13 protein-coding genes are annotated in these 10,113 nt (G+C 59.3%); 1 reads left to right on the top strand and 12 read right to left on the bottom strand.

Annotated features, from left to right (window positions below; translation table 11 throughout):
• Positions 1 to 161: 161 nt before the first annotated feature.
• From ACKLNI_RS18580 to ACKLNI_RS18555, 6 genes are all read right to left on the bottom strand, one after another.
• Positions 162 to 872 (bottom strand): ATP12 family chaperone protein, encoded by a 711-nt coding sequence (locus ACKLNI_RS18580; RefSeq protein WP_413720593.1) that lies wholly within the window; start codon positions 870 to 872, stop codon positions 162 to 164.
• Positions 869 to 1,909 carry an RluA family pseudouridine synthase gene (locus ACKLNI_RS18575; RefSeq protein ID WP_413720800.1) on the bottom strand — a complete coding sequence of 347 codons (1,041 nt, stop codon included), beginning with the start codon at positions 1,907 to 1,909 and terminating at the stop codon, positions 869 to 871. The genes ACKLNI_RS18580 and ACKLNI_RS18575 overlap by 4 nt, the downstream gene beginning before the upstream one ends.
• A complete protein-coding gene (gene crcB, locus ACKLNI_RS18570; RefSeq protein ID WP_413720592.1) occupies positions 1,906 to 2,286 on the bottom strand; it encodes a fluoride efflux transporter CrcB in 381 nt (126 codons plus the stop codon). The genes ACKLNI_RS18575 and crcB overlap by 4 nt, the downstream gene beginning before the upstream one ends.
• 31 nt (positions 2,287 to 2,317) lie before the next feature.
• The gene (locus ACKLNI_RS18565; protein ID WP_413720591.1) at positions 2,318 to 3,634 is read right to left on the bottom strand and encodes a replication-associated recombination protein A; all 1,317 of its coding nucleotides are present in this window, start codon (positions 3,632 to 3,634) and stop codon (positions 2,318 to 2,320) included.
• A 52-nt stretch (positions 3,635 to 3,686) separates the two neighbouring features.
• Positions 3,687 to 4,217 (bottom strand): acyl-homoserine-lactone synthase, encoded by a 531-nt coding sequence (locus ACKLNI_RS18560; protein WP_413720799.1) that lies wholly within the window; start codon positions 4,215 to 4,217, stop codon positions 3,687 to 3,689.
• Between the two features lie 112 nt (positions 4,218 to 4,329).
• Positions 4,330 to 4,932 (bottom strand): helix-turn-helix transcriptional regulator, encoded by a 603-nt coding sequence (locus ACKLNI_RS18555; protein ID WP_413720798.1) that lies wholly within the window; start codon positions 4,930 to 4,932, stop codon positions 4,330 to 4,332.
• A 243-nt stretch (positions 4,933 to 5,175) separates the two neighbouring features.
• Here ACKLNI_RS18555 and ACKLNI_RS18550 point away from each other — a divergent pair, with 243 nt between their 5' ends.
• The gene (locus ACKLNI_RS18550; RefSeq protein WP_413720590.1) at positions 5,176 to 5,346 is read left to right on the top strand and encodes a hypothetical protein; all 171 of its coding nucleotides are present in this window, start codon (positions 5,176 to 5,178) and stop codon (positions 5,344 to 5,346) included.
• A 57-nt stretch (positions 5,347 to 5,403) separates the two neighbouring features.
• Here ACKLNI_RS18550 and rplQ read toward each other — a convergent pair whose 3' ends face one another.
• The 6 genes from rplQ to secY all read right to left on the bottom strand — a co-directional run bounded on the left by rplQ (position 5,404) and on the right by secY (position 10,053).
• Positions 5,404 to 5,823, bottom strand: coding sequence for a 50S ribosomal protein L17 (gene rplQ, locus ACKLNI_RS18545; protein WP_413720589.1), 420 nt, complete (start codon positions 5,821 to 5,823; stop codon positions 5,404 to 5,406).
• A 121-nt stretch (positions 5,824 to 5,944) separates the two neighbouring features.
• Positions 5,945 to 6,961: a DNA-directed RNA polymerase subunit alpha gene (locus ACKLNI_RS18540; protein ID WP_413720588.1), complete on the bottom strand. Its 1,017-nt coding sequence runs from the start codon at positions 6,959 to 6,961 to the stop codon at positions 5,945 to 5,947.
• 114 nt (positions 6,962 to 7,075) lie between these two features.
• A complete protein-coding gene (gene rpsK / locus ACKLNI_RS18535; protein ID WP_413720587.1) occupies positions 7,076 to 7,462 on the bottom strand; it encodes a 30S ribosomal protein S11 in 387 nt (128 codons plus the stop codon).
• A gap of 15 nt (positions 7,463 to 7,477) precedes the next feature.
• The gene (rpsM, locus tag ACKLNI_RS18530; protein ID WP_413720586.1) at positions 7,478 to 7,846 is read right to left on the bottom strand and encodes a 30S ribosomal protein S13; all 369 of its coding nucleotides are present in this window, start codon (positions 7,844 to 7,846) and stop codon (positions 7,478 to 7,480) included.
• A 204-nt stretch (positions 7,847 to 8,050) separates the two neighbouring features.
• Positions 8,051 to 8,695 carry an adenylate kinase gene (locus tag ACKLNI_RS18525; RefSeq protein WP_413720585.1) on the bottom strand — a complete coding sequence of 215 codons (645 nt, stop codon included), beginning with the start codon at positions 8,693 to 8,695 and terminating at the stop codon, positions 8,051 to 8,053.
• Positions 8,692 to 10,053 (bottom strand): preprotein translocase subunit SecY, encoded by a 1,362-nt coding sequence (gene secY / locus ACKLNI_RS18520; RefSeq protein WP_413720584.1) that lies wholly within the window; start codon positions 10,051 to 10,053, stop codon positions 8,692 to 8,694. The genes ACKLNI_RS18525 and secY overlap by 4 nt, the downstream gene beginning before the upstream one ends.
• Positions 10,054 to 10,113: the final 60 nt, after the last annotated feature.

The following is a 10,113-nucleotide window of genomic DNA, read 5'->3' as shown; positions in this document are numbered from 1 at the left end:
CTGGGTCCTGTATGACCCATTTCTCTGCTGGCGAGTTTTCGCCGAACGACGGGATTTTGGTCGTATTCGAGGGTACAGGTCAAGGGCAACAGCCCAAAAACCGTTCAATTGCGGAATCTTAGGAAAACACCGCAAAACAGCAAAAAACCCGACCCTCTGCCTTATTGCTGGGCAGTTTGAAAGAATTTGAATGCATGTAGAAACGCATCGCGTTTCAGGTTGGAAGCCTCTTCTGCCTCTTCGTCGACGCCCCACTGCTCCGACTGCCAGGTCTCGTCGATGCGGGAAATTTTCCAGAGGACATCAGCAGGTTGCACGCCTTCCACTGACGCGAGCGCGATCGTGAACGAGCCTGAAAGGGTGACCAGTTCGTAGAACCCAGTCAATTCAAAGTCCGACATCGGCCGCATGGTGCCGTGCAGCCTTTCCAGTGTCTCGACACGCTGAACCACGGGGATCACGCCTGAGGTCACATTGAGCTTCACGTTGTAACGTTGCGTCACCCAATCGAGCAGAGGGTCCCAATCCTGCGATTGACGCGCCACCAACTCTGCCGGTCCGTGAGCACGATAACATAGAAGATCCGTTCCGGCGTAGCTTGTGAGATGCTCAATGATCTCGTCACGCTGACTTGCAACCTTGTCGATCGCGCTGTTCACGGATCGCGTCCACGGCATGGTCCGCGGGTCGATCAGGTCCTCCTGCGCCCGCCATTCCTCGGCAATATTCCAAGCCATGGCCTCATGCGGCATCGCCAGAAGGCGCTTCCCCGGGGTACGCACCGGGCGGCCGTCAAGCCGAACCGAGAATTGATCGCCTTCTCTCTCGACAGTGACGTCCTTGTAAAAGCGTTTCGGGGCCCATTCGCTCATTCAATGTCCTCGAAAGGGTCGGCCAGCACGTCAGCCAGGTTCCAGTCCAGCATCTTCCAGGTCCGTTCCATATGCTCCGGCAAAGGTGCCGTCAGTGTCAGGCGTTTGCCGGTCACGGGATGCGTCAGGGTCAGGCTGCGGGCGTGAAGATGCAGCTTGCGGCTGATCTCTCCCCCAAGCTGAGCGCCCCAGCCGTCACCAAGGTTTTCCTGCCCGGAGCCGCCATACTTGCCGTCGCCCACGATCGGATGCCCGATCTCGGCCATGTGGACGCGCAATTGGTGGGTTCGGCCCGTCACCGGAACAAGGGCGACCCACGCGGCGCGCGTTCCCAGCGACGAAAGCACGGCATAGTCCGTTATTGCCCGCTTTGCTCCCTCCGTCGCGTCGATATCACGCGGATGAACGGCCAGCATCTTTTCGCCCTCGCCCTTCGCGCCATGCCCGGGAGCTTTGACCAACCCATACCGGATTGTTCCCATCCGCGGCGACGGTGTGCCTGCCACGGCCGCCCAGTAGATCTTGCGAGTGTCCCGATCACGGAAGGCCGCTGTCAGCGCATTGGCGATACTGCGAGTTCGCGCCAGAAGCAGGATGCCCGAGGTATCCTTGTCCAGCCGGTGCACAAGCCTCGGCTTCTCGTCCAGGCCGAATTTCAGCGCTTCGGCCAGACCGTCGACGTGGCGCGTCTGCTTAGACCCACCTTGTGTGGGAAGACCCGCCGGCTTGTTGAGGGCGATGATATAGTCATCCCGGTAGATCACCGAATTCTGGATCATCGCGGCGTCCGATTCGCTGACGCTGGTCTTCGCCTTGGGCGGCGGTGCATCGTCAGGCAAAGGCGGGATCCGTACGCTTTGCCCCGCCTCGACCCGGCTGGCAGCCTTAACGCGCGCACCGTCCACGCGGATTTCGCCCTTCCGGCACATCTTCTCGATCCGGCCTTGGGAGACATGCGGGAAGTGCCGGCGGAACCAGCGATCCAGCCGCTGGTCGCCCTCGTCGGCCCCAACGGTAAGTGTCTGCACGCCCGTCATGCCAGAACCGACCTCGCCACCCATAGCCCTGCCATGAGCCCGCCAATCGACAGGACGACGGACAATCCGACGTAAAGTACCGCCTGCCCGACTTCGCCGCGCTCGTAGAGGGTAACAGCCTCAAGTGAAAATGCCGAAAATGTCGTGAAGCCACCCAGAAGACCGGTCATCACAAGTGGCGACAGATGAGTAAGCCCCCGATGCGCTGCGGCAACCACGAAAACGCCCATGAGGAAAGAACCCAGAACGTTCACCAGGATGATCGCAACCGGAAAGGGGGAATGACCCAGCAGCCGAACCACGCCGATCCCCGTCAGATAACGGAGCGAGGCGCCGACGGCACCCCCTACAGCGACTGAGATCAGGTTTCCAAGCATTGCGCGGGTCTGTCTTGATGGGAGAAGGATGTCAACTCTGCCGCCTGCCGCGCAGCTTGACGAAGTAATCCAACCGTCTTTTCAGTTCACGCTCGAATCCGCGCTCCACCGGCTGGTAGTAGATGCCTCGTTTCATACCTTCCGGGAAATAGTTCTGCCCTGAAAACCCGTCTTCGGCGTCGTGATCGTAAGCATAACCTTCCCCATAGCCCTGCTCTTTCATCATCTTCGTCGGCGCATTCAGGATATGCTTCGGCGGCGGCTCCGAGCCGGTCTCGCGTGCGGCCTTCATCGCAGCCTTATACGCCGTATAGGCGGCATTCGACTTGGGGGCGAGCGCGAGATAGGTGACGGCCTGCGCCAACGCCAGCTCGCCCTCGGGCGACCCAAGGCGCTCATAGGTGTTCCAGGCATCCAGGCAGACCGCGTTTGCCTGCGGATCGGCCAGCCCGATATCCTCGACCGCCATCCGCGTGATGCGCCGCGCGAGGTAACGCGGATCCTCACCGCCAGCCAGCATCCTCGCGAACCAGTAGAGCGCCGCGTCGGGATCGGAACCACGGACGGATTTGTGCAACGCGGAGATCAGGTTGTAGTGCTCGTCTCCGGACTTGTCGTATTTCGCGGCGCGGCGCGTCAGTCTCTTGGTCAAAGCCTCGACGTCGAGTTTGCCGTCGACCTTCCAGCCCGAAACCTGCTCAACGAGGTTCAGAAGCGCCCGGCCGTCGCCGTCGGCCATCTCCAGCAGAGCCTCGCGCGCCGGACCATCAAGCGGCATCGCCCTGCCAAGCTCGTGTTCGGCGCGTTGTGCCAGACGCTCCAGGTCCGCAAGCGACAGTCGCTCGAGCACCAGAACCTGCGCCCGGCTGAGAAGAGCCGCATTCAACTCGAACGACGGATTCTCGGTTGTCGCCCCCACCAGCAAGATGGTTCCATCTTCCATGTGAGGCAGAAAGCCATCTTGCTGGGCTTTGTTGAAGCGATGGATCTCATCGACGAACAGCAACGTGCCCTTGCCGCCCTGCCGCCGCATCCGGGCCGCTTCGAAGACCTTCTTCAGATCCGCCACACCGGTGAATATCGCGCTGATCTGCACGAAGCTGAGATCGGTGGCATCGGCAAGCAATCGGGCAATCGTTGTCTTGCCCACGCCGGGCGGTCCCCAAAGCACAAGCGACGACAGGTTGCCGGACGCCAGCATCGAACCAAGGGGGGCCTCGGGACCCAGAATATGGTCCTGCCCGATCACCTCATCCAATGTCTTGGGCCGCAACCGGTCTGCCAGTGGCCTTGGGGCACTGCCTGTCTCCGGGAGCACGCCCGGCTGGTTGTCAAAAAGATCCGCCATACGCGGCAAAGGCTATACGCCTCTGCCGCGATGACGGAAAGGTCTGGTGTTTCTAGTGCAGCTTGCTGGCCAGCGCGATGTTGATGCAGACGCTGCGATCCCCGTCGTCGGTTTCGATCACCGGCCCGGCAGGCACACAGTCAATCCCGGTCCGCCTGGCAAGCCGCGGCGAATGTTCGGGAACGATGCCGATCAGGGATGTCGCACCGAGTTCCCGGGCGGAGCGGACCATTTCGTCGATCAGGGAACACTGGACACGAAGCCTTAACTTCGCCGGGACAGTGTCAGCAACGAAAACCCGGCTTGATTCCCAGATATGGGGCGCCACCGGAGCCTCTTCGAAGAGAAGATCGCTGGGAATGCTTTCAAGCAGTCCAAGCTGGGCGTCACGGATCATGTAGGAATAGATGCCGCAGCGGGCAGTCGTCGGCGTCAGACGGACCCCGGCAAGCACCTGCCCGAATTCGTGCACGGCGACCCACCGGCTGGCCGGCGTGTCATACTGATCGAATTCCATGCCGTTGGCTTCCGGCAATTCCCAATTATTTTTGACGATAAACGTTCTGTGCCGCGCACGCAGCATATTGGCAAACAGCTCACCATAGTTGTGCATATTTTCAAAAGAAAGTGTTGTGACTTGCATTTTACAGCCTCCAGTCTGGGTTGAAAAACCGTTCCTGGGGAGGCCGCATCGCCTACAGTAGCTGATACTCCCGTGCTCTCTTCAGCGCCTGAGCTGTCGTACGTGCACCAAGCCGAACACGGGCTGATTGCAGTCGAGCCTTGAAAGCGCTTTCCGATATGCCGAGTTTTGCAGCCGCGGCAGCGTGCCGGTCCCCATCAGCCAGCAGACGCAACGCCTCGATCTGTGCGGGCGTCAACTCGGTGGGAGGCTCCGCCGCGGCGTGAAGACTGTGCACGATCTTCACGGCGCGTTGAATTTCCTCATCAGTAAACTCACGCTCACTATGCGCAACACCCACGATTGTCCGTGATGTAATTGGCCCGCAGGAAATCACCGCCCCATAAACAAGCCCATGGCTACGGGCCTGCCCGAGTATGTTGAACGGATCCGGAAGCTTTATTGCACTCCAACGCGTATGGCCTTTGACACCCAAACCCCAAAAAACCAGGGGATCCCTCAAAGCAAAGGCATTATCGTCATAAATTTTCGTCCAGGCTTCGTTATATGTCCGAACGTAAATCAATGGAGATGCAAAGCGGATGTGAAGACCGGCGGAGTAGCCGGCAGGAGCAAGTGATCCAAGGGCCTCGAACTCCTTGGCGAGAGAGGAAATGCCTCCTTGCCCTGAAAAGCTCGCAGCTTCAGATTTCCCAATAAGTTCTAAGGTTTCGTTGTCTCGCCACATGGATTGGCAACCCCAATAACTGGTCTTTCCGTTACCGGAAGGACCGGCCTAATCAGCTTTGCAATGTGTTCCGTTATCAATTCACCTGTCCATTTAGACAGGTTGTTTAATGGCTGGTCAACTTTAAAGTGTGAGAATGATTTAAGTTCTTTATATTCGAGAAGTCTAAAATTGGCTCAGACTCTGAAAAACCTCACCGATGCCATGTCCGTACCTGATGACAAGGTGCTCGAGGATTTTTTGTCTTTTAGCACGAAAAAGGTCGAATCTCCTCGCGAAGCCATGCGCGAACTTGAACTTTCGATGGCTATGGCTCTTAGGAAGATTCGACGACAGGCATGAAAAAGCCGCCCTAACGGGCGGCCTTAACGAAACTCATCAGTAGATGAAGCCGGAGAATCAATCCTCAGCGGCTTCCTCTGCTTCAAGGCGAGCACGGTCAGCGGCGCCCTTGGCATCAACATCGCGGTCCACGAACTCGATGATGGCCATAGGCGCCATGTCTCCATAACGGAAGCCAGCCTTCAGAACGCGGGTGTATCCACCGGCGCGGTCCTTGTAGCGCGGGCCCAGAACATCGAAAAGTTTCGCGACGAGTGCATCCTGCTTCAACTGCGCGGCTGCCTGGCGGCGCGCATGCAGATCACCGCGTTTGCCAAGCGTAATAAGCTTGTCGGCGATGCGCTTCAGTTCCTTGGCCTTGGGAAGGGTGGTCTTGATCTGCTCATGTTCGATGAGCGAACCAGCCATGTTTGCAAAGAGCGCCTTGCGGTGCTCATGGGTACGGTTAAGGCGGCGATAGCCTCGTGCGTGACGCATATCTCTAACTCCATTTGCCCTCTACGGGCGGTTTTGCTTTGTCAGGCGGGGGATGCGTGCCCCCCGCTCTCCTTGGGGCGATTGCCCATCATTTCCCCGGACCAGCCGGGCATTGAGTCTTTTAGAACTGGTCTTCGAATTTCTTCGCCAAGTCCTCGATGTTCTCCGGCGGCCATTCCTCGACATCCATGCCAAGGTGTAGACCCATGCCGGAAAGCACTTCCTTGATCTCGTTCAGCGACTTGCGGCCGAAGTTCGGGGTGCGCAGCATCTCGGCTTCGGTCTTCTGGATCAGGTCCCCGATGTAGACGATGTTGTCGTTCTTCAGGCAGTTGGCCGAACGCACGGAAAGCTCCAGTTCGTCCACCTTCTTCAGAAGCAGCGGGTTGAATTCCAGACCGTCGTCGTCGCTATCGGCACGTGCCGCTTCCGGCTCGTCGAAGTTCACAAAGATCGACAGCTGATCCTGCAGGATCCGCGCAGCATAGGCAACGGCGTCGTCCGGGGTGACCGAGCCATCTGTTTCCAGCTTCAGGGTCAGCTTGTCATAGTCCAGAACCTGGCCCTCACGGGTCGGCTGCACGTCATAGCTGACTTTCTTGACCGGCGAATAGATCGCGTCGACCGGGATCAGCCCGATCGGTGCATCTTCCGGGCGGTTCTTGTCAGCGGCAACATAACCCTTGCCGGTGTTGACCGTCAGCTCGATGAACAGGTCGGCACCTTCATCAAGATGGCAGATCACATGGTCCTTGTTCAGGATCTCGATCCCGGCAGTCTCCGAGATGTCGCCTGCAGTGACGACCTGCGGCCCCTTCACGGAGATCGACAGACGCTTCGGTCCCTCGACATCCATGCGGATCGCGACGCCCTTGAGGTTAAGAACGATGTCGGTCACGTCTTCGCGAACACCGGCCACGCTCGAGAACTCGTGAAGCACGTTGTCGATCTGCACGCTGGTGATTGCGGCGCCCTGAAGCGACGACATCAGCACGCGGCGCAGGGCGTTGCCAAGCGTCAAGCCGAAGCCACGCTCCAACGGTTCTGCGACAACGGTGGCCTGACGTGCGGGATCATTGCCAGGCTTCACTTCAAGCTGCATCGGCTTGATCAGTTCCTGCCAGTTCTTGTGGATCATGTTGGTCTCCTCAATTCCTGCGTTCGGCCCATGTCCTTGACCGGACGCTCCCGAGGTTCAAAACGGCATCAACGGGCCAAGCGCAAAGCATGGCCCGCCTAGAATCGGTATCGCTCAGACGCGGCGGCGCTTCGGCGGGCGGCAGCCGTTGTGGGCGATCGGGGTCACGTCACGGATCGACGTGATGTTGAAGCCCACGGCAGCCAGAGCGCGCAGAGCCGATTCACGGCCCGAACCCGGACCCTGAACTTCGACTTCCAGCGTGCGCACGCCGTGTTCCTGAGCCTTGCGGCCGGCGTCCTCGGCTGCCATCTGAGCTGCGTAAGGGGTCGACTTGCGCGAACCCTTGAAGCCCATGGTCCCTGCCGACGACCAGGCAATCGCGTTGCCCTGCACGTCCGAGATCAGGATCTTTGTGTTGTTGAACGAAGAGTTCACATGAGCAACGCCGGCGGCGATGTTCTTGGAGACCTTCTTCTTGACGCGACGATCACGTGCCATTGGTCAGACCCTCCCTTATTTCTTCTTGCCGGCGATCGGTTTCGCCGGACCTTTGCGCGTGCGCGCATTGGTGTGGGTGCGCTGACCGCGCACGGGAAGGTTGCGACGATGACGCAGACCGCGGTAGCAGCCAAGGTCCATCAGGCGCTTGATGTTCATCTGCACTTCGCGGCGCAGGTCGCCTTCGACAGTGTAGTTCGCATCGATGTGTTCGCGGATTGCCAGAACCTCGGCGTCGCTGAGTTCATTGACCCGGCGGCTTTCCTCGATGTTGACGGCTTCGCAGATGGCTTTGGCCGAAGTAGGGCCGATACCGGTGATGTAGGTGAGGGCGATCGGAACCCGCTTTGCAGTCGGGATGTTCACGCCGGCGATACGTGCCACGTTATTTGTCCTTTCGTTGCGGTTCCGTAGTTCCGGAACCTTTTTTCACAACGTAAGCCCGGAGCGTTGCGGCCACCGGGCTTAACTATGATTCTCATCCGAGATGGCGGTAACTATGACCTAAAGACCGAGGGGTCAAGAGGTTTGGCCGGACATGTCAAGCATTTTTTCAAAACCGGCCCGACCCTGTCGGCTGGGGGCGAACTAGCCGCCCAGAGCCTCGGAAATCTCTGCGGCGACCTCTTCGATCTCGCCCAGTCCGTTGACCGGCTTCAGGGCGCCCGCATGATAATAGTACCCGATCAGCGGAGAGGTTTTCTTGTAGTACTCCATCAGCCGGGTCTTGAGACTTTCCTCGTTATCGTCGGCGCGGCGTTTGAACTCGTTTCCGCCACAGCTCTCGCACTTGCCGTCAGCGGGGATCGGCTTGGTGATGTCGTTGTAAACCTCGCCGCAGTTGCCGCAGGTCGAACGTGCCGTGATCCGCTGAACCAGCGCGTTGTCATCGACGCGCATCTCGACGACAGCATCCAGCTTGGCGTCATGCTTCTTCAGAAGCGCGCCAAGCGCATCCGCCTGGGCCAGAGTGCGTGGGAAGCCATCGAAGATGAACCCGCCGCCGTGATCGCCCTCGAGCTTCTCTTCGATCAGCCCGATCACGATCTCGTCCGTCACCAACTCACCCGCGTCCATGATGGCCGCAACCTTGTTGCCCATCTCGGTGCCCGAAGTACGGGCTTCGCGCAACATGTCACCGGTCGAAAGCTGGATCATGCCGCGGCCTTCGACAAGGATACGCGCTTGGGTACCCTTCCCGGCGCCCGGCGGTCCGAGCAGAATGATGTTCATCGTCTAGCCGTCCCTCTGGTCTTCCCGCCGCGCTTCTTCCCGCGCAACTGGGATTTCTCGATCAACCCCTCGTACTGATGCGCAAGGAGATGGGATTGGACCTGCTGAACGAAGTCCATTCCGACCGACACAATAATCAGAATCGACGTGCCGCCAAAGTAGGCAGTGATGGCCAAATTGCCGCGGACGACCTCGGGGATCAAGCAGACCAGCGCCAGGTATGCGCCGCCCAGAACCAGCAACCGGTTGACCACGTACTCCAGGTATTCCTCGGTCTTCTTGCCCGGGCGGATGCCCGGAATGAAGCCGTTCTGGTTCTTCAGGTTCTCGGCCACGTCATCCGGCTTGAACGCCACGTTCAGCGTATAGAAATACGTGAAGAAGATGATCATGCCCGCGAAGAACAAAAGGTACAGCGGCTGTCCGGGGCCGAAATAGGCCAGAACCCAGGACATGATCGGCCCGGCATTCTGCCCCGAGAAGGTCGAGAGCGTCGTCGGCAGCAGCAGAAGCGACGAAGCGAAGATCGCCGGGATCACGCCCGCAGGGTTTACCTTGATCGGCAGATGCGACGAGCCGCCGTCATAGACCTTCATACCAACTTGCCTACGCGGATACTGGATATGAACCTTGCGCAGGCTTCGCTCCATGAACACGACGAAGATCAGCGTCGCGATCAGCATCAGGACGATACCAAGGATCACGGCAGTCGACAAAGCGCCACTACGGCCCTGCGCAAAGAACTGCGCCAGCGCGCCCGGAAGTTCGGCCACGATACCGACGTAGATGATCAGCGAGATACCGTTCCCAACGCCGCGGGCGGTGATCTGCTCGCCCAGCCACATCAGGAACATCGTGCCGCCGACAAGAGTGATGACGGTAGAAATGCGGAAGAACCAGCCCGGATCGGTGACGAGGTCGCCAGCTTCCATCGAAACGGCAAGGCCATAAGCCTGGAATGTCGCCAGGAACACCGTGCCGTAGCGTGTGTATTGGGTGATCTTGCGGCGGCCCGCCTCGCCCTCTTTCTTGAGGTTCTTCAGCGGCTCCCACATCGAGGCAAGAAGCTGAATGATGATCGAGGCCGAGATATACGGCATGATGCCCAGAGCGAAGATTCCCATCCTGCTCAGCGCGCCGCCCGTGAACATGCCCAGAACGCCGGCGATCCCGCCAGCCGCCTGATCCATGAACTCACGCAGCGCTTCGCCATCGATACCCGGCACCGGGATATAAGTCCCGACGCGGTAGACAATCAGAAGTCCGATGGTGAAGAGAAGGCGCTGACGCAGCTCGGTTGCTTTGCCCAGCATACCCCAGCTGACGTTCGCTGCCATTTGCTCTGCTGCAGATGCCATTCCCGGTCTCTCTTATGCAAAGCGCCGCCGGACCTGTTCCCCGGTCGGCGGCGCTGGAAA

The sequence above is a fragment of the Silicimonas lutimaris genome, assembly GCF_047314965.1.
Classification (GTDB): domain Bacteria; phylum Pseudomonadota; class Alphaproteobacteria; order Rhodobacterales; family Rhodobacteraceae; genus JAVJUV01.
The sequence above is the reverse complement of the archived record's forward strand: the minus strand, read 5'-3'. Positions and strand labels throughout refer to the sequence as shown.

Bases quoted from the DNA above. Each gene is read 5' to 3' on its own strand.
- ACKLNI_RS18580 (WP_413720593.1), bottom strand. From the start codon at position 872: ATGAGCGAATGGGCCCCGAAACGCTTTTACAAGGACGTCACTGTCGAG.
- ACKLNI_RS18575 (WP_413720800.1), bottom strand. From the start codon at position 1,909: ATGACGGGCGTGCAGACACTTACCGTTGGGGCCGACGAGGGCGACCAG.
- crcB (WP_413720592.1), bottom strand. From the start codon at position 2,286: ATGCTTGGAAACCTGATCTCAGTCGCTGTAGGGGGTGCCGTCGGCGCC.
- ACKLNI_RS18565 (WP_413720591.1), bottom strand. From the start codon at position 3,634: ATGGCGGATCTTTTTGACAACCAGCCGGGCGTGCTCCCGGAGACAGGC.
- ACKLNI_RS18560 (WP_413720799.1), bottom strand. From the start codon at position 4,217: ATGCTGCGTGCGCGGCACAGAACGTTTATCGTCAAAAATAATTGGGAA.
- rplQ (WP_413720589.1), bottom strand. From the start codon at position 5,823: ATGCGTCACGCACGAGGCTATCGCCGCCTTAACCGTACCCATGAGCAC.
- ACKLNI_RS18540 (WP_413720588.1), bottom strand. From the start codon at position 6,961: ATGATCCACAAGAACTGGCAGGAACTGATCAAGCCGATGCAGCTTGAA.
- rpsK (WP_413720587.1), bottom strand. From the start codon at position 7,462: ATGGCACGTGATCGTCGCGTCAAGAAGAAGGTCTCCAAGAACATCGCC.
- ACKLNI_RS18525 (WP_413720585.1), bottom strand. From the start codon at position 8,695: ATGAACATCATTCTGCTCGGACCGCCGGGCGCCGGGAAGGGTACCCAA.
- secY (WP_413720584.1), bottom strand. From the start codon at position 10,053: ATGGCATCTGCAGCAGAGCAAATGGCAGCGAACGTCAGCTGGGGTATG.